The following is a 26,421-nucleotide window of genomic DNA, read 5'->3' on the forward strand; positions in this document are numbered from 1 at the left end:
AGATGTGCCGTGCTTAAAAAAGCATACAGAGCTCCATCGCTGGCAGGGATACAGCAACGACATACAAAAAAACAGAGGATATATGGCAAATACAACCAAACAGGACAAGCTTCACCGTGGCCTGGAGGCGCGACACATCGAGCTGATCGCGCTGGGGGGCACTATCGGCGTGGGCTTGTTCATGGGGGCGGCGAGTGCGCTGAAATGGGCGGGCCCGTCTGTGCTGCTGGCTTATATCGTAGCCGGTATTTTTGTGTTCTTTATTATGCGCAGCATGGGCGAAATGCTGTTTCTGGAACCAGTAACCGGTTCTTTTGCCGTTTATGCGCACAATTATCTGAGCCCGTTCTTCGGTTATCTCACCGCCTGGAGCTACTGGTTTATGTGGATGGCGGTCGGGATTTCGGAGATTACCGCTATCGGCGTCTATGTGCAGTATTGGTTCCCGGAGTTGCCGCAGTGGATCCCTGCGATTGCCGCCGTGGTCATGGTCGCCGTCGCCAATCTGGCTGCCGTGCGTCTGTACGGCGAGATCGAGTTTTGGTTCTCCATGATTAAAATCACCACCATTATCGTGATGATCGTGGTAGGTCTCGGCATTATCTTTTTCGGTTTCGGCAACCATGGGCAGTCCACCGGACTTGCCAATCTGACTGAACACGGCGGTTTTCTTGCCGGCGGTTGGAAGGGATTGCTGTTTGCGCTGTGTCTGGTGGTGGCGTCCTACCAGGGCGTTGAATTGGTTGGCATTACTGCCGGTGAAGCCCGTAATCCGCAGGTGACATTAAAACGTGCGATTAACAATATTCTGTGGCGTATCCTGATTTTTTATGTGGGCGCTATTTTCGTCATCGTCACTATCTTCCCGTGGAATGAAATCGGCACTACCGGCAGCCCGTTTGTGTTGACGTTCTCCAGGATCGGCATTACCGCTGCGGCAGGTATCATCAATTTTGTTGTGTTGACGGCGGCGCTATCCGGTTGCAACAGCGGTATGTACAGCTGCGGCCGCATGCTGTATTCCCTATCCAGCAACCGCCAACTGCCTGCCGCGTTGGGGCGTGTTACCGCCGGCGGCGTACCGGCTGCCGGGGTAGCGGTTTCGATCCTGTGTCTGATTGCCGGTTCGATGCTGAACTACATCATCCCGAATCCGGAAAAAGTTTTCGTCTATGTTTACAGCGCCAGTGTGTTGCCGGGTATGGTGCCGTGGTTTGTGGTGCTGATAAGCCAGTTACGTTTTCGCGAACAACACCGTGCGGCGATAGCGAGCCACCCATTCCGTTCCGTACTGTTTCCGTGGGTCAACTATCTGACCATGGTGTTTTTGGCATGCGTATTGGTGGGAATGTATGTGAATGTCGATACCCGAATGTCGTTGATCGTCGGCTGCATATTCCTGGGGGTGGTCAGCGTCTGCTACGCCTTGTTGGGACTGGGTAAAAAACAGGCGGAAATCCAGGCTGAAGCCGAGTAATTTTCGCCGTGCGCCGGGGCGGAAAGGCGGTCTGGTCAGGGTTTGTTCATAAATGAGCAAAGCATAAGCAAACGCATCATTTCTGCGAAAAAGCACTGGACAGCCCCATATTAAATCCGTACTATCCCCACCCGCAACGGCGCTACGCGCCCGTAGCTCAGCTGGATAGAGCGCTGCCCTCCGGAGGCAGAGGTCTCAGGTTCGAATCCTGTCGGGCGCGCCATTAAGTTGTGCGCGGAGCTGCGGAGGTACCCCGTAATCGAGTACCGAAATACGTAGTTAAGCAGTGGTATATGGTGGCTATAGCTCAGTTGGTAGAGCCCTGGATTGTGATTCCAGTTGTCGTGGGTTCGAGTCCCATTAGCCACCCCAACTTCTAAAGTTTGTGATATGCGAAGGTGGCGGAATTGGTAGACGCGCTAGCTTCAGGTGTTAGTGTCCTCAGGACGTGAGGGTTCAAGTCCCTCTCTTCGCACCACACAAACGATTGAAGAAGAAAAAAATCGGCGAGTAGCGCAGCTTGGTAGCGCAACTGGTTTGGGACCAGTGGGTCGGAGGTTCGAATCCTCTCTCGCCGACCATCTTCTTTCCCGAAATAGTCGGAAGTCTTATTAAGACCCGCATCCTTAATTGAGGATGCGGGTTTTTTGTCATGGTTTCCCATCATGACAAATCATGCCACCTCATCTTTTGTCGTATTTCTTTTTTGACCGCCTTCGTGTACGTTTATTTGAATTTTAATTCATTTTTTGTGCATAAATAGGAGGTTTTAGTGTCAGTGATCATCCCGGTACAGGAACAGTTTGAAGCCTATAACGCCCGAGATTTGGCAAGGTTTATCGCTTGCTATAGCGATAATTTTCGGGCCTACCGTATGCCGGCGACGTCGCCTTTTATCGAAGGGAAAATCGTGCTGGAAGCATTTTACTGCGAACAACGCTTTAATAATCCAGCGCTGCGTGCCGAACTGCTTTCCCGCACGGTGTTGGGAAACAAAGTGTTCGACCATGAAAAGATCTACGGCATCGCTCCCGAGCCGGTGGAAAGCATCGCGGTGTTTGAGGTGAAAGACGGTCTGATCGTTACCGCCTGGTTTTACTTCGTGGACTGAATCGCGGGAAAGGCAGTGTCATAGCGAGGGCGCCGCCGTGTTGAGTGCTCGGTACCCGGTTTTTCGATGGCAATGTGAATGTTTCGTCATGCCAGCGTGACGTGTTTGTTGGCATGTGACAAAACAATGAGGTATATCTTATATCTATAAGATATATGGGCGACCTCCTGTGGATGATATATTTTCGGGCATATTTACATCATACAGACCCGCCTTTTTTTGCCCGCATATTACACGTACAAGAGTAAGTTATGGCATCACATCTCATTGATTTTCTTCTTATTGGTAATAATTTTGGTACACCAGAAATGCGCGCCGTTTGGTCAGAGCAAAACCGGATGACCAGGCAGGTTGACGTAGAAGTGGCGCTGGCGCTGGCGGAGGGTGAACTGGGGGTTATCCCGCAGGACGCCGCTGATGCCATCGCCCGCCATGCCGACGCCAGCACATTGAATATCGAATCCATCGCGCAGGACGCCGCGCGCATGAAGCACTCTCTGATGCCTACCATCACCGCTATCCAGAAACAGTGCGGCGACGCCGGTGAGTACATTCATTATGGCGTGACAACACAGGATGTCGTGGATACCGCCACGGTGCTGCAGTTGCGGCAGTCATTCGATATCGTGGTGCGCGATACCCGTCTGGTAGCGCGTGAGCTGAAACGTCTGGCGAAGCAGTATCAATACACGCCGATGACGGGACGCACGCACGGCATGCAAGCGTTGCCGACTACCTTTGGTTTCAAGCTGGCGGTGTGGCTGGATGAATTTGTACGCCACCTGCAACGGCTTAATGAAATCCGTGAGCGCGTGCTGGTGGGCAACATCAGCGGCGCCATCTGCACCTATGCCTCCTTCGGCGAGTTGGGGCCGGAAATTGAACGCCAGACGTTGAAGCGTCTGGGGCTGAATACGCCGAATATCGGCTGGCAGTCCGCCCGTGACCGCTTTTCCGAATATGCCTCTGTCGCGGTATTGATCAGCGGCACGCTGGGCAAAATCGGTAACGAGCTGTACAACCTGATGCGTACCGAAATCAACGAAATCGAAGAGCCCTTCTCGGAAGGGAAAATCGGTTCCACCACGATGCCGCACAAGCGCAATCCCGCTGCCCTGGAAGGGTTGGCCAGCCTGACGGCGCCGCTGTTCAAAAGTGCTGCCCTGATTCACGAATCCATGAAAGTGGAGCATGAGCGCGATGCCATGAGCTGGCGTGCCGAGTGGATCGCATTGCCGGAAATCAATATTTATCTGTCGGCGCAATTGCAGAACGCGCTGGGTATTTTGCGCGGCATGTCGGTCAATGAAAAACAGATGCGCGCCAATCTGGAATTGCAAAACGGGTTGCTGCTGTCTGAAAAAGTCATGTTTGAAATCGGCAAACGGTTGGGAAAACAGACGGCGCACCATCTGGTGTACGAATGTTCCATGGCGGCGTTTGAGCAAAATCGTCATTTCAAGGATGTGCTGCTGGAGCACCCAGTGCTGGCGTCACAACTGAGCGCAGATGATCTGGATGCGTGGCTCGATCCGACCAATTATCTGGGCAGCGCGCCGCAGAAAGTGGACGATGTCATTCGCTACGCCGACGATAGCGGCCTACTGGCTGAGTGACAGGAGTTGCCATGAGTACGATATTTCGCCAGGTTACACTGGCGGACGACGAGGCGTTTCTTGAGCTGGCATTGGCGGCTTATGCGCCTGTGCGCGAGATGGGCATCAAGTTTGATGCCGCTTACGCGGACATTGAGCGGATCCGGTTTCATATTCAGCATAACGGCGTGTACGTGATGGAAAAAGAGGGGCGCTTCGCCTCTTCGTGTTCGATCCGTTACCCGTGGGGGCCGGAGCCGGGGCCGTTTGGATTGCCGCATATCGGGTGGTTCGCCACACACCCTGATTTCAAACAGCAGGGGCTGGGCCGTCAAATGCTGGACTGGCTGGAGCAAGACATTCTGCTCGAGCAGTTGAAGGCGCCGGCCGTATCGCTGGGAACCGCGAAAAACCATCCCTGGCTGCTTGAAATGTACAGAAATTATGGGTTTAAGGATGTGTGTCAGGCTGATCTGGGTAAAGGACACCTGACTATTTTTATGGAGAAAGTGCTCGACCCGCAACGTTATGACCAGTGGAAAAAGAAACATCCAAGAGCGGAGATATAAATGAAAAAAATAATCTTATCAGCATTCGCATTCGCAGCTGCTTTACTGATGGCGGGTTGTGATTCTCAAAAAGATGACAAAGTTTTGCGCGTTGGCGCAACCGGTCAGAGCTACCCCAGCGCGTTCAAACAGGACAACAAGCTGGTGGGGTTTGATGTGGAAGTGACGGAAACCATCGCTAAGGATTTGAATTACAAAGTTGAGTGGGTTACTGCGGACTTCAGCGGCCTGATGGGCCAACTGGAAGCCAAAAAACTCGATACCATCGCCAACGTGGTAGCCATCACCCCTGCGCGCGAGGAAAAATACAATTTTTCCCAACCTTACAGCTACTACGGCAGTCAGATTGTGACCCACAAGGATAATACCGGCATCAACACGCTGGATGATCTGAAAGGGAAAACCGTGGCGGGCGTTTTGGGTTCCAATCACGTTAACAACCTGAAAAAGGCGTTTGCCGACGGCAGCGTCAATATTCGTACTTACGAAACCCGCGATGGTGCGATGAGCGATGCACTCGCCAAACGGGTGGACGGTTATATCAACTCCCGCCCGATTCTGCTGGCGGAGATCAACAAGCGTAATCTGCCGTTTAAGATGGTCGGTAGTCCGCTGGTGGTGGAAAAAGTCGGCTTCCCGTTCCAGAAAGATGAGAAAGGAAACGCGCTGCGCAAACAGTTTGACGATGAACTGAGTAAAATGCGTACCGACGGCCGTCTGAAGGCGCTGTCTGTGAAATATTTTGGTGAGGATATCACTGCGGGCTAATAATCCCGCCTTTGCCCGCTAACTCCGCAGGCGCCGACAGGCGCCTGCTTCAAGGTCTTATCCATGAATATCGATTTTTCCTACCTGCTGAAGGTATTTCCCCAGGTCTTAATGTATTTGCCGACCACGGCGTTGCTGGCGATCGTTTCGATGGCGTTCGCCATTGTACTGGGGTTGATTTTGGCGCTGATCCGCGAAAGTCGGTTACTGGTGGTGGCGAAACTGGTGGAGTTGTATATCTCCTTGTTCCGCGGCATTCCCTCGTTGGTGCAACTGTTCATCATCTATTTCGGCCTGCCTCAGCTGTTTCCGGCGCTGAATGGCCTGTCGGCGATGGCGGCGGCGATTATCGGTTTTAGCCTGAAGAACTCTGCCTATATGGCAGAAATTTTTCGCGCCGCGCTGGCGTCGGTGGATTTCGGGCAGACTGAGGCCGGATTATCCGTAGGGATGAGCCGGGTACAAATTTACCGCCGTATTGTGTTGCCGCAGGCGATGCTTAATGCATTGCCCGCAACCGGCAACACGTTTATTTCACTGATTAAGGACACATCGGTGGCGTTTGCGCTGGGTGTTTCCGAGCTGTTTGCCGAAGGCAAGATGATTGCTGCGGAATCGCTACGCTTTTTTGAAACCTTCCTGGTCGTGGGGCTGATTTACTGGTTGGTGATTATCGCCTATTCCTGGTTCCAGACCCGACTGGAGAAGAAACTGAGCCATTCCCGGCAGCGTTAAGGAGCCGACATGATTAGCGTAAGAAACCTGACTAAGCGGTTCGGTGAGCAGGTCGTGCTGAACGACATCAGCCTGGACATCGAAGAAGGTGAAGTCGTCGCCATTATCGGCCCTTCCGGTTCCGGTAAATCGACGTTACTGCGTTGTCTGAACCTACTGGAAAAGCCGGAGGCGGGCACTATTACTATCGGCGACCAGACGCTGGATACCCGTCATTACACCACCAAAGCCGAGTATGCACTGCGTCGACAGACGGCGATGGTGTTTCAGAATTACAACCTGTTCAAGAATAAAACCGCGCTGGAAAACATCACCGAAGCCCTGATCGTGGTGAAAAAAATACCGAAAAAGCACGCGGAGGAGATTGGTCTGGTGCTGCTGGAGCAGGTAGGCCTGTTGCCGCAAGCGAATCAGTACCCGATCACGCTGTCCGGCGGGCAACAGCAGCGCGTCAGTATCGCACGGGCATTGGCGGTGGATCCGAAGGCGATTCTGTTCGATGAACCCACTTCTGCACTGGATCCAGAGCGTGTTCATGAAGTGTTGCAAGTGATTCAGAAACTGGCGGCCAACACCACCACCATGGTGATTGTGACGCATGAAATGCAGTTTGCCAGAGAAGTGGCGGATCGGGTTATCTTTATGGCGGATGGGCATATCGTGGAGCAAGGGCCGGCAGAGAAGGTGATCCGCTTCTCCGACAATCCGCAGACCCGCCGTTTTCTGCGCCAGCTTACAAATATAGAAGAACCGTCAGAGTTTGATATCTGACGCGCATCGTTTGTTCACCTGCTATGCCTGGGGTGCCAGGCGGTTCTGATCCCAGGGCGAAAAGAGGAGTCACCTACCATGAAAGTGCACACGCAGCATGAGCCGTTGGCACAGTATATTCAGGCGTTCCGGCACGAACTGCATCAGCACCCGGAGCTGTCCAATCAGGAATTTGAAACCACGCGGAAGATTCGCGCTGAACTGGAGAAAGAAGGCATCCGCATTTTGGATCTGCCGTTGAAAACCGGTCTGGTGGCGGAGGTGGGTGGTTTGCAGGATGGCCCATTGGTGGTGGTGCGCTCCGATATTGACGCACTGCCGATTGAAGAAGAGTCCGGTGTCGAATTCAGTTCGAAAAACCCCGGCGTGATGCATGCCTGCGGGCATGATTTTCACTCCTCTGCCGCGCTGGGCGCCGCGATTTTACTTAAACGCGCGGAAGCGGAATTGAAAGGCACAGTGCGGATTTTGTTTCAGGCGGCGGAAGAAACCGGTCTCGGCGCACCGGAAGTGATTGCGGCCGGTGCGTTGGACGGCGCAACCGCCATTTTCGGTATCCACAACGATCCGACGCTGCCGGTCGGCGTCATCGGTGGTAAAGACGGTGCGCTGACGGCGGGAGTCGACCGCTTTGAAATCAACATTGCCGCCAAAGGCTGTCACGCCGCCAAGCCGCATGAAGGTAATGATCCGATCATCATCATCGGCCAACTGATTACCGCGGTGCAGACCATCGTCAGCCGCAACGTACCCTCGGATAACAACGCGGTGGTATCCATCACCCAGGTGCACAGCGGCAGTACCTGGAACGTCATCCCGGATACCGCCTATGTGGAAGGCACGGTGCGTACCTTCAGCCAGGAGGCGCGCGATCTGATTGAGCGGCGTTTTCGCCAGGTGGTGGCCGGCATCGCCAGTACCTTCGGCGCAGAAATCGAATTCATCTGGCACGCCGGCCCGCCATCGGTGGTGAATACGCCGCGTTGGGTGGAGTTTGCATTGCAGGTTGCCGGCGACGAGGGTTTTGACGCGCGTCGGGTGGAGGCCAGCCCGATTGGCGAGGACTTCGCTTTCTACCAGCAGAAACTGCCGGGTACCTTTATGATGGTCGGCTCCGGCGGCCCGTATGCGCTGCATCACCCCAAATTCCGGGTGGATGACCAGGCGCTGTTCCCCACTGCGCACTATCTGTATCAACTGGCGAAGCTATCGCTGGAGCAACTGTCGGCGCACTGATCAACGTGATTCGACGCAATAACAATAACGCCGGCAACCAGCGCCGGCGTTGTCATTCATCCAGCCTGACTTGGCACGGCAATGGCTACGTGTTGCTATCGGCCTGAAAACTGACAGGATGTCTTGTTGGTTAATGGCGACAATTCTTGCTATGTGACGTCTCCATTCGGAGACATTTAATTGACTGATATAAAAGAATTTTATTTCGCATCGATGCAGTTGTTGCCAATTGGCGACTCTTTCTGTGAACCCCGTCGTTATTTTTAGGCCGACGTTGTCGCCAGTTGCCGTAAAAATAAATTAAATGCTTAAAATTCAATAAATTAATTTTTATGTTGAGTGTGGTTTTTTTGGCACGATATCTGCTTTATCTGTTGTGTAGATGCTCATTCCACTCTCTATGCTTGCTTCGGCTTCATAAACCTGGGAATGACGCAGAGCCTTTATGGTGCCTTGGCGTCCAACTGCCGGTGAAGGTGACTTCCCGGGTTTGCGGACGCAACGTTGAGTGGGGCACTTAAACAGTTGTCTTTCAGACCTGATTTTTATTAGCGCTTGCCTTTGATTGGGCAAGCGTTTTTTTTTGCGCCCAAGGTGGCGGCTATGTTGAGGCCGTATTTTATTGATGAAACACCTGTAGTTGCCGCCGGCAAACATGCATATCGGCGGTTAAGCCGTGATCAGTGTCGGCAAATGCTACATGGTCTGTAGGTCTGGGCGGGAGGGTTTCACAGTAGGGCGCGTTTCAGGTAATAAATCGGCGCCTGTATAACGCATCACACTATTTGTAACATGCGTTTTGTAACAATGATGTGATCAAATCACGTTATGCGTAACATGTGTTATGTAACATGAATTAAAGTGATCCGCTTCAAACTTTTGACCTTAAATTTAACGTTTTATAGCTACTACTTTTTATCCGGTAATTTTATTAGGTAATGAGGTGCGGCATGGTCGAAAGTACGCAATCCTGTGTGGTGGAAGGAAAGAAAAAAGTTAATGTCATTCATCAGGAGTGTCATTATCAAGGCAGCGGAACGCTGGTTAAAATAACCCGCGGCGGTATTTGCGGCTCGGATCTTCATTATTATCACGAAGGGAAAGTGGGTAATTATGAAGTCAAACAACCCATGGTTTTAGGCCATGAGGTTATTGGTGTTATTGAGCAGAGTGATAATAAAGAATTACGTTATCAGCAAAAGGTCGCGATTAATCCCAGCAAGCCCTGCGGTCATTGTAAATATTGTCTCGCTCACGAAGAAAATCAGTGCGTATCGATGCGCTTTTTCGGCAGCGCTATGTATTTTCCGCATGTTAACGGTGGTTTTACTCAATATAAAGTTGTCGATACGGCACAGTGTATTCCTTTTGACAATCAGGCTGACGATCGCGTGATGGTATTTGCCGAACCATTGGCTGTGGCAATTCATGCCGTCAATCAGGCCGGCGATATTAAAGGAAAACGGGTGTTTGTGTCCGGTGTCGGGCCTATTGGTTGTCTGGTGGTCGCAGCCGCGAAAGCGATGGGCGCGGCTGAAATTGTCTGTGCCGACGTTAGTGAACGTTCTCTGGCCCTGGCATCTACCATGGGCGCCACCCAAACGGTGCATGCCCAATCGGGCGATTTCTCGGATTATCTGCGGGATAAAGGTTATTTTGATATTTCGTTCGAAGTCTCCGGCCATCCCCAATCGATTGTGCGCTGTCTGGAAGTGACCCGTGCCAAAGGCGTTCAGGTTCAGGTCGGTATGGGTGGCGCGGTTCCTGATTTTCCAATGATGATGTTGATCGCCAAGGAAATTAAGCTGGTTGGCACATTCCGCTTTACGGAAGAGTTCGCGACGGCGGTGCACTGGCTGAACGACCATATTATCGATCCATTGCCGCTGCTGAGTGCGGAATTTACGTTTACCGATCTCGAAGAGGCACTGTTATTCGCTTCGGATAAATCAAAAGCAGCAAAAGTACAGTTGGTCTTCTGAATAAATATTGTGAAGAGAGCAGAAAATGAAAAATATATTTTCACTGGAAAATAAAAAAGTTTTGATTACCGGATCGGCCCAGGGTATTGGTTTCCTTTTGGCTAAAGGATTGGCGGAACAGGGTGCTGAGATTATCGTTAATGATATTACCGCCGAGCGTGCGGAACATGCCGTTGCGCAATTAACGGCGCAAGGGTATCGCGCTTACGCCGCACCGTTTGACGTTACCCGCTGCCAGGAAGTGAATGAAGCCATTGACGGAATAGAAAAAAATATTGGCGCAATAGATGTACTGATTAATAACGCGGGTATTCAGCGCCGCCATCCTTTTACTGAATTTCCGGAAAATGAGTGGAATGATGTGATTGCGGTGAATCAGTCCGCCGTCTTTTTTGTTTCGCAGGCGGTGGCCCGTAACATGGTGGAGCGCCGTGCCGGAAAAATCGTCAATATTTGCTCCATGCAAAGTGAATTGGGTCGAGACACCATTACGCCGTATGCCGCATCGAAAGGGGCGGTAAAAATGCTGACGCGCGGAATGTGTGTGGAACTGGCGCGTTACAATATTCAGGTGAATGGTATTGCTCCGGGTTATTTCAAAACAGAAATGACCAAGGCGTTGGTGGAAAATCAGGAATTCACCGCATGGCTGACGAAGCGCACACCCGCAGCCCGTTGGGGCAATCCTGAGGAGTTAATCGGCGCGGCGGTTTTCCTGTCATCCGGCGCATCCAACTTTGTAAACGGGCATTTATTGTTCGTCGACGGCGGTATGTTGGTCGCGGTTTAATACCACCGACAAAATATAAATAAATTCGAATTAGCGGATACACCGTGTCTATGGCGGCGAGATTCTCGCTGCCTTTATTACAGGAACATCTTATGCCTTTAGTCATTATTGCTATAGGGGTCGCGTTATTATTGATCCTGATGATTGGATTTAAAATAAATGGCTTTATTGCATTAATTCTGGTTGCCGCCCTGGTCGGCGTCGGTGAGGGTATGGCGCCACTGAAAGTCATGTCTTCTATTCAGTCCGGGATTGGCGGTACGCTGGGCGGGTTATCCATGATTCTGGGTTTCGGCGCCATGCTGGGACGTTTAATTTCGGATACCGGCGCGGCACAGCGCATTGCGACAACCCTTATTCACCATTTCGGGAAAAGCCGGATTCAATGGGCCCTGGTGATTACCGGCCTGATTGTCGGGCTGGCCATGTTTTACGAAGTGGGTTTTGTCCTGCTGTTGCCGCTGGTGTTTACCATCGTGGCGGCGGCGCAACTCCCGCTGTTGTACGTTGGCGTTCCCATGGTCGCCGCACTGTCCGTTACGCACTGTTTTCTGCCGCCCCACCCAGGGCCGACCGCCATCGCCACCATTTTTAACGCCAATCTGGGCGTGACGCTGCTATATGGGATGATCATTACCATTCCAACGGTAATTATCGCGGGGCCGGTGTTTTCCAGGTGTTTGAAGAAATATGAGAAAGAGCCGCCCAAGGGGTTGTTTAACCCGAAAATTTTCACTGAAGAGGAAATGCCGGGTTTTGGCGTTAGCCTGCTGGCGGCGATTATCCCCGTCATTCTGATGGCTGCTGCGGCGATCTGCGAAATGCTGTTGCCAAAAGAGAATGCGGTTCGGCAATGCTTTGAGTTTATTGGCCATCCGGCGGTCGCGTTGTTTATCGCCATCGTGCTGGCTGTCTTTACGTTGGGGCTGCGCGGTGGGCGGAATATGGCGTCGGTGATGGACATCGTCAGCGATTCCATCGGTGCGATCGCCATGATCCTGTTTATCATCGCCGGCGGTGGCGCATTCAAGCAGGTTCTGGTCGACAGCGGCGTAGGGCAGTACATTGCCGAACTGATGAAAGGGTCGTCGCTGTCGCCGTTATTGATGTGCTGGACGGTTGCGGCGTTGCTGCGTATCGCGCTGGGGTCGGCCACGGTGGCCGCAATTACGACGGCGGGCATCGTGTTGCCGCTGATTTCGGCCAATCACGCCGATCCGGCGCTGATGGTGCTGGCGGTAGGGTCGGGCAGCGTGATTGCCTCACACGTTAACGATCCCGGTTTCTGGTTGTTTAAGGGGTATTTCAACCTGAGTGTCGGCGAGACATTAAAGGTGTGGACGGTGATGGAAACGTTAATCTCTGTTCTGGGTATCATCGGGGTATTGATATTGAATAATATTATTCATTAAGCATTAACGGCATGCGGGGCAGGAACGCTGCGGCTTCCTGCCCCGAAGAGCAGCGTGAAGAGGCGTGATGAGAAAGTATCGGGTTTCCTTGCAGGATATCGCTAATCTGGCGAATGTCACCAAAATGACGGTTAGTCGTTATTTACGCACGCCGAATCAGGTTTCTCCTGAAACAGGAAAAAAGATTGCTCAGGTGATGGCGGATATTGACTATATCCCCAATCGTGCGCCGGAAATGTTGCTGAATATAAAAAGCTATACGATAGGTGTATTAATTCCTTCGTTTACCAATCAGCTTTTTGCCGACATGCTGGCAGGTATTGAATCTGTGACATCCGGTAATCAATACCAGATTTTGATTGCTAATTATAATTACAAACGGGACTCAGAAGAAAAACAGATCCTCAATCTGCTATCTTATAATATTGACGGTATTATTCTTTCCGAAAAATCACACACCTTACGGGCAGTGAAAAACCTGCGCAATGCCAATATTCCCATTGTGGAAGTGATGGATACCGAAGGCGAAAGTCTGGATATGGAAGTCGGGTTTCAGAATAGCCGTGCGGCGTTTGATATGGTGTCGACGATGCTGGAAAATCGTCAGAAAAAGAAAATTATTTATTTTGGTTCCCAGGATGATTTGCGCGACGAATTACGTTATCAGGGGTATTGCGACGCAATGCGGCAACACGGGTTGTCAGCCTATCGAATTAACCCCAGATCTATTTCTTCCATGCAGCTTGGGGCACAACTGATCGAACAGGCGTTTATTGAGTATCCCGATCTGGATGGAATATTTTGCACCAATGATGATATTGCCGTCGGCGCATTATTATATTGCCTGAGAAAAGGTATTCGCGTACCTGAAGAAGTTTCTATCGCCGGGTTTCATGGCCTTGATATCGGACGAGAAATGATACCCAGCCTTGCCACTGTTATTACCCCCCGCTTCGCCATTGGGCAACGGGCAGCGACCATTTTGCTTAATAAAATCAGTGACAGAGACTACTCAACGTATTCAACGGATTTGGGTTATCAGATTTACCGCGGAGATACGTTGTAGCATCGCGTTCCATTCAATAAATAGTACATACTGATAACCATCACGATGAAAATACTGCCCTGTCTTTGGCGATGATCATTACCTGCTGGTGAGTTCATGGTTCTTTTGATAAAGGAACGCGGCTGCAATACCAACAATTATTCAATGCTGATTCAGGTCGCTACATGAACACCGCCCTGCTTTCTTGGTGCAGGGCGGGCGTATTTTATTTCTGCTCGGTTTGCAGAGTGAGTGTAAGCCCTTCGCGCCGCATACGGGCGGCATCTTCATACCTCTTCAGCCGGTCGAAAGCGTCGGCGCACCAGGCGTAGTCATACGCATCCGGACGCAGTGCCAGCGCGGCCAGAAAAGCTTCGCTGGCCTGTTTCCATTCGCCGTGTTTCATCAGCAATTGACCCAGCGTGCTGTGCAGCAGGGCGTCATCGGCGCGTTGTTTGAGCTGCTGGCGCAGCGTTTTTTCCAGCGGTTCGGGGTTGCCGGTCTGCAATCTCGGCATCAGTTGCACCAGACGGTGATCGTATTGCCGTTTCAACCCGTCAATGATGATGTTTTGCGATGTCGTATGGTCGTCGCATGCGATGAGGTGTTCCGCCATCGCCACCTGCATTGACAGATCCTGCCGTACCTTGCGGTTCTGATTTTTCCACCATTGCTTCAGCCCTTCGCTGCCGCCTTCCGCCATGGCTTGATCCATCAGCCCGATGGTGGCGCGTTGTTGCAGTGATTGCAGATGCGCTTCGTCATGAATGCGAGTTTTGCGCATGGCGGGGAGGATATCCAGCAGCGCGCTGTAGGCGCTGGTGCGTAAAAACGCCTGCTCAGCCAACCGCAGGACTTCCGGATGACGCGGCGCCACCTCCAGCAACCGATCTACGCCGTGCCGGGCGGCGTGATCTTCATTACGCGCCAACTGGATGCGCACTCGGGTGATGTCCACCGGTAGCTGATCGTTGTCGGCGATTTCCGCCGCCCGCTCCAGATACTGCCGGGTGCGGAAATCGTCGCCGCGCTGCTGGGCCGCTTCGGCCGCCAGCAAATAGTTGACCACCGGCTGATCGGCGTGGTCGGCGTTGCGGGTCAGCAGCTTTTCAACCTGGTGGTAGTCGCCTTCGGTCAGTTTCAGCAGCGCCGCCCGGGTTTGCTGACGAGCGCGGCTGCGTTTACGGCCAATAAACCAACCCCGGGTGCGGGCACCCGTGCGGAACAGACGTCTTAGCAGCCATTCCAGCGCAATAAATGCCAACAGTAACAGCACCAGCATGATGACCAGCCCGGTCACGCTGGTTTCGATGTTGTAGTTATCCGTCTGAATCAGGACGTAGCCCTGATGGCCGGCCAGCATCGGGCCCACTACGATGCCGGCGATCAGCATCGCAAACAGCAGAAAAACCTTCAGCATGTTCAGCCCTCCCGTGGGGTTGCAGCCGGTTGAGTCAGCAGGTTGCGAACCCGGGTTTGCATCAGTTGTTCAAGTAACGGCTGGCTCTGCAACTCGGTCGGCAAGTCCATGGTTATCGATTGCTGGCTTAACATATCCAACTGTTCGAGAAACGCTTTGGTCGTGGGATCCTCTTCGTCAAAATAGGCGCGAATCCAGGTTGCGGCCGTTTCCAGCGATTGTTTGTAAGTTTCATTCTGGTGGCGTGGAACCGCCTGTGCGGCAATTAACAGGCGGGAGCGGATGTTTTCGCGCAGATAGACGTCCTGATTCGGCGCCAGCAGCGGCTCAGCCGTGTTATCCCGGCGGCGGATGGTAATGAAATCGGACAGGAAGTTATGCCAGCTTTTACTCAAATTCTGGCGCCATTCGCTGAGGGAGGCCGACAGCGTGGTATCGTTTTCTTCCATGGGTTCATCGTTGCTGCTCTCGGTATCCGCCAGCCGCAGGTTGTCTACTTGATCCGCCAGCAGATTGACCTTAAGGATGATGCCGTCGAAATCGATCTGGCTGATGTTCGCTAACTGGTTGATGTCATGAGTGATGGCGCGGCGGACATCGAGCAGACTGGGGTCGTTCATCTCCGCCAGACTGGTATCGGCGCTTTTCAGCAACGCGCCGGCGGTGGTGACGTCCTTATCGCTCCATAATTTACGCCCGGCCTGTTTAACCAGAAAGTCTGCCTGCGCCAGTAGCCAGGTTTTGGCGTCGCTGTTGGACAGCGTAGCCAGTTTTTCCTGCATCTCTCCCGCCTGGCGGGCCAACGCCGCCAGACGTTGTTCATCCGCATTCTGTATCTTGCTCTGCTGTTCCTGCGCCTGCTGCCATTGCTGTTGGGATTGCGTCTGTTGCTTCTGCAAGGCGACGATTTGCTCTTGCAGAAGGGCTGTTTCCGTCGACTGGCGTTGTAGCTGTTGATGGGCGTAATAGTAAACGCCGCCGCTCAGCGCCAGCGCGACGACGATAGCGACAGCGCACGGTACAATACCCTGACGGGCCGGTGGTGTCGGTGATTTCTGCGGATGCGCGGGTTCAACCCGTTCGACAACCTCTTCAGAAGGCGTTGAGGGGGTAACGTGTTCCGTCATAATCATACATCCTATGATCTTGGTTATTGTAGGGCGCGCATCAGCGCATCATTGTCGGCATTGTCGGCCACGTCGACGTCGCTCCAGCCGAGTTTACGAGCGGCCTCAGCCAGCCGCTCGCTGACGACGATGACCCGACATGTTAACAGCCAGTTGGCCTGATAAACATCCGGTACCAGGTCATGGAGCGCTTGCAGCATCTCCCCGCTGGTGATGACCAGTGTATTTACGCCAAGTGTTTGCCAACGTTGGCATTGTTCCGCGCCATCGTAGTGTACGAGCGTCCGCTGATAGCATTCGCAGTAGCTGACGATGGCGCCTCGTTCCTGCAAGGTATCGCCCAGCAATTCCCGACCGCCGTTGCCGCGCAAGAGTAAGGCGTGCCGTCCGGCAATGTTTTGTAGTTCAGTCAGTTGTAGCAGAGTTTCGCTGGTGGCTCGCACTGGTGGGTAATGTACCGGCAAACCGCTGACGGTATGCAGCGCTAATCCGGTCGTTCGCCCAACGGCGTAGTACGTCAGACTGCTGGGCCAGACATGGCCGCCGCGTGACATCAGCGGATCGGCGAACTCCACCACATGTTGCGATAAGGCGAAAACCAGATCGCCTGCCTGAAGCGCAGCAAGCCGGGTGGGCAACGACGCTAATTCCCGGCCGGGAGAAAATTCGATTAACGGACTGTGGTAGGCGTGAAAACCAGCCAATCGGAGACGGGCTACCAGTTGCTCACCCGCGGGAGAGGGACGGGTAACCAGAATCGTCATGAGTTGGCTCCCCCGTAGTACACGGCCTGCAGTATCTCTCTGGCGCCGGCGGCCAGGAGTTCATCCGCCAGGGAAATACCCAGCTGTTCGGCGTCCTGACGGCGACCGGTGCGTTCGCCGCGAATGATGCGGCTGCCGTCGGGAGACCCTACCAGCGCGCGCAGCCAGATGGCGTCACCCTGCAATTCGGCGTAGCTGCCGATCGGTACCTGACAGCCGCCTTCAAGGCGTGTATTCATCGCGCGTTCGGCCAGTACGCGCGCGGCGGTATCATCATGATTGAGCGGAGCCAGCAGCGCGCGCGTCCGTGTGTCGTCAAGACGACATTCCACGCCGACGGCTCCCTGACCCACCGCCGGGAGCGATTGTTCTGGACTCAGCGCTGCGCGGATTCGGCCTTCCAGCCCCAGACGGTTCAGACCGGCGACGGCCAGAATGATGGCGTCGTAGTCGCCGTTATCCAGTTTGCCGAGCCGGGTGCCGACGTTGCCGCGTAGATCGCGGATAACCAGATCTGGGCGGCGGGCGCGAAGTTGGCATTGGCGCCGCAGGCTGGAGGTGCCGACTACGGCGCCGGGCGGTAATGCATCCAGATTGGCGTATCGGTTCGAGACGAAGGCGTCGCGGGGGTCATCCCGCTCGCAAATAGTGACCAGACCCAGTTGGGCTGGGAATTCGACAGGGACATCCTTCATGGAGTGCACGGCGATGTCGGCGCGATCTTCCAGCAAGGCCAGTTCCAGCTCTTTGACGAACAGCCCCTTGCCGCCTACCTTGGCCAACGGCGTATCCAGCAAGACATCGCCGCGCGTGACCATGGGCACCAACTCCACCCGCAGCCCAGGATGACAGGCTTGTAAGCGTTGCTGCACGTAGTGCGCCTGCCACAGCGCGAGCGGGCTTTGTCGGGTGGCAATCCTTAGAATATTGTCTACCATGCTTGATACCGTTTTAGATCCTTTCTTTTCATCGTACCACCGAAGGCGAGCCGGTGTCAGTGGCGGGCGGTGGTCGCGCCTGACGGGATGTGATTCAGGGTGTAAAGAGAGATGACACCGCTCCCTGGAACAGGCGATAATCTGAGCAGTGGCGAAGCACCATTAGACAAATCTAACTTTCTTTACTTTCTTTACGCTGTTTCAGCAAGGTGTTAAATTGATCACGTTTCCAGCAATACCTGCCCGCTATTCCTCTAAGCAAATTACAGGGCAGATCCGGAAGCGTCGGCTTTATTTATCGGCACTGGGATAAGCAGGCAAAACGTCTTGTACTTCTACATCGAGACCCTGAAGCAAAGACTGGATGCGATTAACCAACTGCGTGTTGATCGTGCTCTGGAAGCAATGAAACCCGCTTTTCAGCAGGTATACAGTCTTTTGCCAGTTTTATTACATCATCATCATCCGCTGATGCCGGGATATGTGGAAGGGAAAGTTCCGCACGGTATCTGCCTGTTTACGCCTGATGAAAAACAACAACATTACCTTGATAGTGTAGAGCTTCGCTGGGGTGAGCTGTCGGCGCCCGATCACAAAGGCGAGTTGCCGATCACCGGCGTTTACTCCATGGGGAGTACCTCCTCTATCGGTCAGAGCTGCAGCTCCGATCTGGATATCTGGGTTTGTCATCAATCCTGGCTCGATAACGACGAGCGTCAACGCCTGCAACAAAAATGTTCGCTGCTTGAAAAATGGGCGGCCGGACAAGGCGTGGATGTCAGTTTTTTCGTGATGGATGAGAACCGTTTCCGTCACAATGAGAGCGGTAGCCTCAGCGGCGAGGATTGTGGTTCGACCCAGCATATTTTGCTGCTGGATGAGTTTTACCGCACTGCGGTGCGTATGGCGGGCAAACGTATTCTGTGGAATATGGTGCCGGTGGAAGAGGAAAGCAATTACGATGAGTACGTGCTTTCCCTGTATGCGCAAGGCGCGCTGGCTCCCAACGAATGGCTGGATCTGGGCGGGTTGAGTACGTTGTCGGCGGAAGAGTATTTCGGCGCCAGTTTGTGGCAGTTGTACAAGAGCATAGACTCTCCCTATAAGGCAGTATTGAAAACGTTGCTGCTGGAGACTTATTCCTGGGAATATCCCAACACCCGCTTGTTGTCGACAGAAATCAAGACCCGTCTGCATAAAGGAGAAATCGTCTCCTACGGCCTCGATCCTTACTGCATGATGCTGGAGCGCGTAACCCAGTATCTGAATGATATCGGCGATACCACCCGTTTGGATTTGGTAAGACGCTGTTTCTATCTGAAAGTGTGCGAGAAACTTTCCCTCGAACGCGCGTGTACCCCCTGGCGTCGCCAGATTCTGACCCAAATGGTTCAGGAGTGGGGGTGGGATGAGACCCGTATCCGGGTGCTCGATAATCGTGCCAACTGGAAAATTGGCCGGGTACGCGAGGCGCACAATGAACTGCTGGATGCGATGATGCAGAGTTATCGCAACCTGATCCGTTTCGCACGCCGCAACAATTTGAGCGTTAGCGCCAGCCCGCAGGATATCGGCGTGTTGACCCGCAAACTGTACGCGGCTTTTGAAGCGTTGCCAGGCAAAGTGACGCTGGTTAACCCGCAGATTTCACCTGATTTATCGGAAACCAACCTCACATTTATCCATGTGCCGCCTGGTCGTGCCAATCGTTCAGGTTGGTATCTATACAATCAGGCGCCGTCAATGGACGCTATCGTTAGCCACCAGCCGCTGGAATATAACCGCTACCTAAACAAGCTGGTGGCCTGGGCGTATTTCAATGGTCTGCTGACGCCATCCACCCGCTTGCATATTAAAGGGCACGACCTGTGCGATATCGCCAGGTTGCAGGAGCTGGTCTCCGACGTTTCCAGCCATTTCCCGCTTCGAGTTCCCGCACCGACGCCGAAAGCGCTCTACAGCCCGTGTGAAATCCGACATCTGGCGATTATCGTCAATCTGGAGTACGACCCAACGGCGGCGTTTCGCAATCAGGTGGTGCATTTTGATTTCCGGCAGCTTGATGTATTCAGCTTTGGCCAACAGCAGCAGTGTCTGGTGGGTAGCATCGATTTGCTGTATCGCAATTCCTGGAACGAAGTGAGGACACTGCATTTCAGTGGCGAACAGGCGATGCTGGAAGCGCTGAAAACCATTCTTGGCAAAATGCATCAGGATGCTGCATTGCCGGAGTCGCTGGAGGTGTTTTGCTATAGCCAACATCTTCGCGGTCTTATTCGCACGCGGGTACAGCAGTTGGTTTCCGAGTGTATCGAATTGCGCCTGACCAGTACCCGTCAGGATCCGGGACGCTTTAAGGCTGTGAAGGTGGCGGGCGAAACCTGGGGATTGTTCTTCGAACGTCTGAGCGTGTCTGCCCAGAAGCTGGAGAATGCGGTGGAGTTTTACGGCGCCATCTCCAATAACAAACTGCAAGGGTTGCCGGTTCAGGTCGAAACCAATCCAATCCACCTGCCGCCGGTAGTGGATGGCGTCGCCAGCGAGGGGATCATCCAGTTCTTTTTTGAAGATCAGCAAGATAATCAAGGGTTCAATATTTATATTCTGGATGAGTCCAACCGGGTTGAGGTGTATCACCACTGTGAAGGAAGTAAGGAAGAGTTGGTACGGGATGTCAGCCGGTTCTACTCGTCGTCGCACGACCGTTTTACCTACGGCTCCAGCTTTATCAATTTCAACCTGCCGCAGTTCTATCAGATTGTGCAGTTGGAAGGGCGTGTTCAAGCCGTTCCTTTTCGCAGCAATGCCATCTCCCATTTGTATTCCGCTTCAGCATCGGAGGAGAAAAATCCGGTGCTGAACCATCGGTTACAGATGCTGTGACCATCCGTCTGCCGGGGTGTGCGTTGTCACCCCGACGGCCGTTTACCCAAAGTTGACGTCTTCGCCGCTCTGTTCGGAACAGGCGGTTGCCAGTAACGCCATGAATTCGTTGCCGCTGCGATCGCAAATCCAAAGGCCATCGCGGTAGTCGAAGTGATAGCCGCCGCTTTTGGTCGCCAGCCAGACTTGGTGCATGGGCTCCTGCCGGTTGATCACAATCTTGCTGCCGTTTTCAAAACTGAGCGTCATGACGCCGCCGTTGGTTTCATAATCGATATCCGCATCGCCATCAAATCGATCCAGCGTTTCCTCTATTTTCAACATCAAAGCGTCGGCCAATTGATGAAACTCGCTATCGTTCATATTCGATTCCTATTGATTTTCATGATCCACCTGCGATTATAGAGAGCATAGGTCTATGAATGACAGGTTTTAACAAAATGAACAAAGTTTTTCGCCAGAGCGCGCTGGCTCTGTTGGTGTTGTCACTGGTTGGTTGTGGTCTGAAAGGGCCGCTCTATTTCCCGCCGGAAAATACGCCTGCACCAGCAAAGCAAGTACAACAGCAAACTAACCAGACTCAGCAACAATCGTCGCCTGCCAAAACCCAATAGTCGGAGATAACCAGGTGGCATGATTGAGCAACAAGTGATTGCGGATGACGGGGAGCAATTCTCGTAGCGGATGTAAGTCAGCGGGGTCAGGATAATGCAGTTTTCCAAAATGCACGGTTTGGGCAACGATTTTATGGTTGTCGATGCCGTAACGCAGAATGTCTACTTTTCGCCGGAGTTGATCCGCCGGCTGTCGGATCGACACTGTGGCGTGGGATTCGATCAGTTGCTGATCGTCGAACCGCCTTATGATCCTGAACTGGATTTTCATTATCGCATCTTTAATGCAGACGGCAGCGAAGTTGCTCAATGCGGCAACGGCGCGCGCTGTTTTGCTCGTTTCGTTCGTCTCAAAGGGTTGACCAACAAACGTGACATCAATGTCAGTACGCACAATGGGCGTATGGTTCTTTCCGTGACGGAAGACGAATTGGTGCGCGTCAACATGGGAGAACCCAATTTTGAGCCGCAACAGGTGCCGTTTCGTGCGGCTAAGTCGGAGAAAACCTACATCCTGCGGGTGGCCGAGCGCACTGTGATGTGCGGCGTCGTTTCCATGGGGAATCCGCATTGCGTGATTCAGGTGGAGAATGTGGATACCGCGCCGGTTGAAACATTGGGGCCGTTGTTGGAAAGCCATGAGCGTTTCCCTGAACGCGCTAATATTGGTTTTATGCAGATAATCAATCGCAATGCGATTCAGTTGCGGGTATATGAACGCGGTGCCGGAGAAACCCAGGCCTGCGGCAGCGGTGCGTGCGCAGCGGTCGCCGTGGGGATTCAGCAAGGGCTGCTGGCGGCGGACGTTAATGTCCGGCTACCGGGCGGTGAACTGAATATACATTGGGATGGCCCCGGAAACCCGCTGTTCATGACTGGCCCGGCGACACACGTCTATGATGGATTTATTCATCTATGAACGGGAATGAAGAGCAGGTTGCACGTCAGGAAATGACTGACGAACAGGTGCTGCAGTATCTGCATCAGCATCCTGACTTTTTCATTCGTCACGCGCATCAGGCCGCCCAAATGCGGGTTCCTCACCCGGTAAGGGGAACGGTATCGCTGGTGGAATGGCAGATGTCCCGTCAGCGCGCGAAAATTCAGTATCTGGAAGAAGAAATCGCCCTGCTGATGGAACAGGCGATGCGCAATGAGGCGCTGTTTAACCAGCTGCTACAACTGCAATTGGCGTTGTCGACGGCCGATTCGTTGCAATCGCTGTTGGATCGGTTGTACCGATGGGCGCGCGATCTGGGGCTGTCGGGTGCGACGATCCGTCTGTTCAGCGATCGCTGGCGCATTGGCGCGCCTTCTGATTTTACGCATCTGGCGCTGAACAGAACGTTGTTTGAGCCGCTGCGCATTCAACGACTGGGCGACCAAAAACACTATCTCGGTACGCTGAACAGCGCAGAACTGTTGCTGCTGTTGCCCCAGGCCCGACAGGTGGGGTCGGTGGCCCTGTCGCTAATGGGAAAAAACGGCGATCTGGGGTTGCTGATGTTCAGCAGCCGTGACAGCCATCATTATCAGGACGGAATGGGTACCGATCTGCTACAGCACCTGGCGATTCTTGTGCCGACATTGCTGGAGCGTTGGATTGAACGCCTATGACCGCGCCATCCCCCCTTGTCATACCGGTCAATGCCTTTCTTCGCTATCTGCGTGTAGAGCGTCGGCTCAGCCCATTGACGTTGCGCAGCTATCAGCATCAGTTGCAGGTTATCGCATCGACTCTTGAAGAGAGCGGCATAAGCGACTGGCGCCGGCTGGACGCCGCCGGTGTGCGTTCGCTGGCGGCGCGCGGCAAGCGCGACGGGCTCAGTGCCGCCAGCCTGGCCCAGCGTCTGTCTGCTCTGCGCAGTTTCCTTGACTGGTTAGTGAGTCGGGGCGAACTGAGCGCCAACCCGGCGCGTGGCGTATCCGCACCCAAAGCGGGGCGCCATTTGCCGAAGAATATGGATGTGGATGAGACGGATCGCCTGTTGGCGATCGACCTGAATGATCCATTGGCCGTCCGTGACCGGGCCATGTTGGAGGTCATGTATGGCGCCGGTTTACGTCTGGCGGAGCTGGTAGGGCTTGATTGCCGTCATCTTGATCTGGCGGACGGCGAAATCTGGGTGTTGGGAAAAGGCAGTAAAGAGCGCCGTCTGCCGATAGGCGCCACTGCGGTGGCCTGGTTGCGGCGCTGGCTGGATGTGCGTGAAATTTATGCGCCGGACGATGATGCCGTCTTTGTTTCCAGCCGGGGAAAGCGAATCTCAATGCGGAACGTACAGAAACGCTTTGCTGAATGGGGGGTGAAACAAGGTATCAGCAGCCATGTTCATCCTCATAAACTGCGACACTCTTTCGCGACGCATATGCTGGAATCCAGCGGTGATTTGCGCGCGGTGCAGGAATTGCTTGGCCATGCCAACCTGTCGACCACCCAAATCTATACCCACCTTGACTTTCAACATCTGGCATCGGTGTACGATGCCGCGCATCCGCGTGCCAAACGAGGAAAATCCTGATGCATTTCTACCGTCCGCTCGGGCCGATCGGCGCGATGACTTTTGATCTGGACGATACGCTGTACGACAACCATGACGTTATTTTGCGCACGGAGCGGGAAACGCTGCGTTTTTTGCAGGATTACCATCCCGCGCTAGCGTCGCTGACGGTGGATACCCTGGCGCGCCTGCGTCAGGAGTTGCGACAGCAGGAACCGGAAATTTATCATGATGTTACGCACTGGCGCTGGCGTTCCGTACAGTTGGCGATGCGTCGGGCGGGTTTGACGCCGTCGGAGTCCCATCGCGGAGCGGACGCGGTGATGGCGGAGTTTGCACACTGGCGCAGCCGCATTGAAGTACCGCAGGAAACCCACGATACCCTGACGGCGCTGGCGCAACGCTGGCCGTTGGTGGCGATCACCAACGGCAATGCGGATCCGCACGCCTGCGGTTTGGGGGGCTATTTCCGTTTTATCCTGCGCGCCGGCCCGGATGGTCGTTCAAAACCCTGGGGCGATATGTACCACCGTGCGGCGGAAAAGCTGAATTTGCCGTTGCACAGCCTGCTGCATGTGGGGGATGATCTCACCACGGATGTCGCCGGCGCGGTGCGCAACGGGATGCAATCCTGCTGGATCAACCTGCGGGACGGTAATCTGATGCATATTCCCGATGCCCGGTTGCTGCCTCATGTGGAGATTTTCAGGTTGGCATCGCTAACGGCATTGCTATAATTCCTGCCTTGTTGACTGTATAAATAAACAGTGGAATTTGTCTCCGGTCGGAGGCCGTGTTCCCTTCTGACGGATAACCGACGCCTATGGACGTATCTGATCTGCTCGATAGCCTGAACGATAAACAGCGTGACGCCGTGGCGGCGCCGCGCAGCAATATGTTGGTGCTGGCCGGCGCAGGCAGCGGCAAAACCCGCGTGTTGGTGCATCGTATCGCCTGGCTGCTGACGGTGGAGAACTGCTCCCCCTATTCCATTATGGCGGTGACGTTCACCAACAAGGCGGCGGCGGAGATGCGTCATCGTATCGATCAGCTGATCGGCACCAGTCAGGGCGGCATGTGGATCGGTACTTTCCATGGGTTAGCACATCGTTTGCTGCGCGCGCATCATCTGGATGCGGGACTGCCGCAGGATTTCCAGATTCTGGACAGCGAAGATCAACTGCGGCTGCTTAAGCGGCTGATCAAAGCACTGAATCTGGACGAGAAACAGTGGCCGCCGCGTCAGGCGATGTGGTACATCAACGGCAAGAAAGACGAGGGGTTGAGGCCACACCATATCGACAGCTATGGCAACCCGGTCGAGCAGACCTGGCTGCGCGTTTATCAGGCTTATCAGGAAGCCTGCGACCGAGCCGGGTTGGTGGATTTTGCTGAGCTGCTGCTGCGCGCCCATGAGCTGTGGCTGAATAAACCCCATATCCTGCAGCATTACCGTGATCGGTTCACCAACATCTTGGTGGACGAATTTCAGGATACCAACCGCATTCAGTATGCCTGGATCCGGTTGCTGGCCGGCGACAGCGCCAGGGTGATGATCGTCGGCGATGATGATCAGTCCATTTATGGTTGGCGCGGCGCGCAGGTTGAGAACATTCAACATTTCCTGCGTGATTTTCAGCAAGTGGAAACCATCCGTCTGGAGCAGAATTACCGATCCACCGCGACTATCCTCAACGCCGCGAATGCGTTGATCGCCCATAACGGCGATCGTCTCGGCAAGAACCTGTGGACGGACGGCGTGGAAGGCGAGCCGATCTCCCTGTATTGCGCGTTCAACGAGCTTGATGAAGCGCGTTTCGTCGTTAATCGCATCAAAGTGTGGCAAGACGCGGGCGGCGCATTGATCGAATGCGCCATTCTTTATCGCAGCAATGCTCAGTCGCGCGTGCTGGAAGAGGCGCTGCTGCAACAGAATCTGCCATATCGAATCTATGGCGGCATGCGTTTCTTCGAGCGGCAGGAAATCAAAGATGCGCTTTCTTATCTGCGGCTGATCGCCAACCGCAATGATGACGCAGCGTTTGAGCGGGTGGTCAATACGCCGACGCGCGGTATCGGCGATCGCACGTTGGATGTGGTGCGCCAGACGGCGCGCGATCGTCAACTGACGCTCTGGCAGGCGACCCGAGCGCTGTTGCAGGAAAAAGTGTTGGCCGGGCGTGCGGCGTCGGCATTGCAGCGTTTTCTGGAACTGGTGGATGCGTTGGCCTCCGATACCGCCGATTTGCCGCTGCATGTTCAGACCGACCGGGCGATACGCGATTCCGGCCTGTGGGGCATGTACGAGCAGGAGAAAGGCGAGAAAGGACAGGCCAGGGTGGAAAACCTGGAGGAGCTGGTGACGGCAACGCGCCAGTTCAGTTATCAGGAAGAAGATCAGGATCTGATGCCGTTGCAGGCCTTTCTTTCCCATGCTGCGCTGGAAGCGGGCGAGGGGCAGGCGGATGCGTATCAGGATGCGGTGCAACTGATGACCCTGCACTCGGCCAAGGGGCTGGAGTTTCCACAGGTGTTTATCGTCGGGATGGAAGAAGGCATGTTTCCCAGCCAGATGTCGCTGGATGAAGGCGGCCGTCTGGAGGAAGAGCGCCGTTTGGCTTATGTCGGCGTCACCCGCGCCATGCATAAGCTGACCTTGACCTACGCCGAAAGCCGTCGTTTG

Annotated in this window: 24 protein-coding genes and 4 tRNA genes; 23 read left to right on the forward strand and 5 right to left on the reverse strand. The window is 53.9% G+C overall.

Annotated elements, in window-relative coordinates:
- The first annotated feature begins 82 nt into the window (after positions 1-82).
- The 16 genes from thrP to idnR all read left to right on the forward strand — a co-directional run bounded on the left by thrP (position 83) and on the right by idnR (position 13,512).
- Complete coding sequence (gene thrP, locus DPA2511_RS01100; RefSeq protein WP_012763853.1) at positions 83-1,477, forward strand: bifunctional threonine/serine APC transporter ThrP; 1,395 nt, start codon at positions 83-85, stop codon at positions 1,475-1,477.
- 146 nt (positions 1,478-1,623) lie between these two features.
- Positions 1,624-1,700: transfer RNA gene (locus tag DPA2511_RS01105), tRNA-Arg, on the forward strand.
- Positions 1,701-1,773: 73 nt separating this feature from the next.
- Positions 1,774-1,849: transfer RNA gene (locus tag DPA2511_RS01110), tRNA-His, on the forward strand.
- A gap of 20 nt (positions 1,850-1,869) precedes the next feature.
- Positions 1,870-1,955, forward strand: a tRNA-Leu gene (locus DPA2511_RS01115).
- Positions 1,956-1,981: 26 nt separating this feature from the next.
- Positions 1,982-2,058, forward strand: a tRNA-Pro gene (locus tag DPA2511_RS01120).
- 191 nt (positions 2,059-2,249) lie between these two features.
- Positions 2,250-2,588: a nuclear transport factor 2 family protein gene (locus tag DPA2511_RS01125; RefSeq protein ID WP_012763854.1), complete on the forward strand. Its 339-nt coding sequence runs from the start codon at positions 2,250-2,252 to the stop codon at positions 2,586-2,588.
- A 251-nt stretch (positions 2,589-2,839) separates the two neighbouring features.
- Entirely contained in the window at positions 2,840-4,204 is a 1,365-nt protein-coding gene (gene purB, locus DPA2511_RS01130) for an adenylosuccinate lyase (protein ID WP_012763855.1), read from the forward strand.
- A gap of 11 nt (positions 4,205-4,215) precedes the next feature.
- Positions 4,216-4,752 carry a GNAT family N-acetyltransferase gene (locus DPA2511_RS01135; RefSeq protein WP_012763856.1) on the forward strand — a complete coding sequence of 179 codons (537 nt, stop codon included), beginning with the start codon at positions 4,216-4,218 and terminating at the stop codon, positions 4,750-4,752.
- Complete coding sequence (locus DPA2511_RS01140; protein WP_012763857.1) at positions 4,753-5,520, forward strand: amino acid ABC transporter substrate-binding protein; 768 nt, start codon at positions 4,753-4,755, stop codon at positions 5,518-5,520.
- A gap of 63 nt (positions 5,521-5,583) precedes the next feature.
- Entirely contained in the window at positions 5,584-6,255 is a 672-nt protein-coding gene (locus DPA2511_RS01145) for an amino acid ABC transporter permease (RefSeq protein WP_012763858.1), read from the forward strand.
- A 9-nt stretch (positions 6,256-6,264) separates the two neighbouring features.
- Positions 6,265-7,026 carry an amino acid ABC transporter ATP-binding protein gene (locus DPA2511_RS01150; RefSeq protein WP_012763859.1) on the forward strand — a complete coding sequence of 254 codons (762 nt, stop codon included), beginning with the start codon at positions 6,265-6,267 and terminating at the stop codon, positions 7,024-7,026.
- A 78-nt stretch (positions 7,027-7,104) separates the two neighbouring features.
- Complete coding sequence (locus DPA2511_RS01155; protein WP_012763860.1) at positions 7,105-8,262, forward strand: M20 peptidase aminoacylase family protein; 1,158 nt, start codon at positions 7,105-7,107, stop codon at positions 8,260-8,262.
- A gap of 950 nt (positions 8,263-9,212) precedes the next feature.
- Positions 9,213-10,244, forward strand: coding sequence for an L-idonate 5-dehydrogenase (gene idnD, locus DPA2511_RS01160; protein ID WP_012763861.1), 1,032 nt, complete (start codon positions 9,213-9,215; stop codon positions 10,242-10,244).
- A 25-nt stretch (positions 10,245-10,269) separates the two neighbouring features.
- On the forward strand, positions 10,270-11,034 hold the full coding sequence (idnO, locus tag DPA2511_RS01165; protein ID WP_012763862.1) for a gluconate 5-dehydrogenase: 765 nt from the start codon (positions 10,270-10,272) through the stop codon (positions 11,032-11,034).
- Positions 11,035-11,126: 92 nt separating this feature from the next.
- Positions 11,127-12,446, forward strand: coding sequence for a gluconate:H+ symporter (locus DPA2511_RS01170; protein ID WP_012763863.1), 1,320 nt, complete (start codon positions 11,127-11,129; stop codon positions 12,444-12,446).
- Between the two features lie 67 nt (positions 12,447-12,513).
- Entirely contained in the window at positions 12,514-13,512 is a 999-nt protein-coding gene (idnR, locus tag DPA2511_RS01175; RefSeq protein ID WP_012763864.1) for a DNA-binding transcriptional regulator IdnR, read from the forward strand.
- A 205-nt stretch (positions 13,513-13,717) separates the two neighbouring features.
- On the opposite strand, the gene hemY is transcribed toward idnR, so the two are convergent.
- From hemY to hemC, 4 genes are read right to left on the reverse strand one after another with little or no spacing between them, the layout of a single operon-like run.
- A complete protein-coding gene (hemY, locus tag DPA2511_RS01180) occupies positions 13,718-14,911 on the reverse strand; it encodes a protoheme IX biogenesis protein HemY (protein WP_012763865.1) in 1,194 nt (397 codons plus the stop codon).
- Between the two features lie 2 nt (positions 14,912-14,913).
- A complete protein-coding gene (gene hemX, locus DPA2511_RS01185) occupies positions 14,914-16,038 on the reverse strand; it encodes a uroporphyrinogen-III C-methyltransferase (RefSeq protein WP_012763866.1) in 1,125 nt (374 codons plus the stop codon).
- A gap of 23 nt (positions 16,039-16,061) precedes the next feature.
- Positions 16,062-16,802 carry a uroporphyrinogen-III synthase gene (gene hemD / locus DPA2511_RS01190; RefSeq protein WP_012763867.1) on the reverse strand — a complete coding sequence of 247 codons (741 nt, stop codon included), beginning with the start codon at positions 16,800-16,802 and terminating at the stop codon, positions 16,062-16,064.
- The gene (gene hemC / locus DPA2511_RS01195) at positions 16,799-17,740 is read right to left on the reverse strand and encodes a hydroxymethylbilane synthase (RefSeq protein WP_012763868.1); all 942 of its coding nucleotides are present in this window, start codon (positions 17,738-17,740) and stop codon (positions 16,799-16,801) included. Before hemC ends, hemD begins: the two co-directional genes overlap by 4 nt.
- A gap of 327 nt (positions 17,741-18,067) precedes the next feature.
- On the opposite strand from hemC, the gene DPA2511_RS01200 reads away from it, so the two are divergent.
- The gene (locus DPA2511_RS01200; RefSeq protein WP_012763869.1) at positions 18,068-20,623 is read left to right on the forward strand and encodes a class I adenylate cyclase; all 2,556 of its coding nucleotides are present in this window, start codon (positions 18,068-18,070) and stop codon (positions 20,621-20,623) included.
- Between the two features lie 42 nt (positions 20,624-20,665).
- Here the strand turns inward: DPA2511_RS01200 and cyaY are convergent, their stop codons facing one another.
- A complete protein-coding gene (gene cyaY, locus DPA2511_RS01205) occupies positions 20,666-20,986 on the reverse strand; it encodes an iron donor protein CyaY (RefSeq protein ID WP_012763870.1) in 321 nt (106 codons plus the stop codon).
- A 77-nt stretch (positions 20,987-21,063) separates the two neighbouring features.
- Between cyaY and lptM the strand changes: the two genes are divergently transcribed.
- From lptM to uvrD, 6 genes are all read left to right on the forward strand, one after another.
- Entirely contained in the window at positions 21,064-21,237 is a 174-nt protein-coding gene (gene lptM / locus DPA2511_RS01210) for an LPS translocon maturation chaperone LptM (protein ID WP_012763871.1), read from the forward strand.
- Between the two features lie 94 nt (positions 21,238-21,331).
- Positions 21,332-22,156 (forward strand): diaminopimelate epimerase, encoded by an 825-nt coding sequence (dapF, locus tag DPA2511_RS01215; RefSeq protein ID WP_012763872.1) that lies wholly within the window; start codon positions 21,332-21,334, stop codon positions 22,154-22,156.
- Positions 22,153-22,854, forward strand: a complete 702-nt coding sequence (locus DPA2511_RS01220; protein WP_012763873.1) for a DUF484 domain-containing protein — start codon at positions 22,153-22,155, stop codon at positions 22,852-22,854. Before dapF ends, DPA2511_RS01220 begins: the two co-directional genes overlap by 4 nt.
- The gene (gene xerC, locus DPA2511_RS01225) at positions 22,851-23,759 is read left to right on the forward strand and encodes a tyrosine recombinase XerC (protein ID WP_012763874.1); all 909 of its coding nucleotides are present in this window, start codon (positions 22,851-22,853) and stop codon (positions 23,757-23,759) included. The genes DPA2511_RS01220 and xerC overlap by 4 nt, the downstream gene beginning before the upstream one ends.
- Entirely contained in the window at positions 23,759-24,475 is a 717-nt protein-coding gene (gene yigB / locus DPA2511_RS01230; protein ID WP_012763875.1) for a 5-amino-6-(5-phospho-D-ribitylamino)uracil phosphatase YigB, read from the forward strand. The genes xerC and yigB overlap by 1 nt, the downstream gene beginning before the upstream one ends.
- A gap of 86 nt (positions 24,476-24,561) precedes the next feature.
- Positions 24,562-26,421, forward strand: a 1,860-nt coding sequence (uvrD, locus tag DPA2511_RS20830; RefSeq protein WP_035049277.1) for a DNA helicase II, incomplete at its 3' end; no start/stop codon positions are given.

It is taken from the genome of Musicola paradisiaca NCPPB 2511 (assembly GCF_000400505.1).
In the GTDB taxonomy this organism is placed as follows: Bacteria; Pseudomonadota; Gammaproteobacteria; order Enterobacterales; family Enterobacteriaceae; genus Musicola; species Musicola paradisiaca.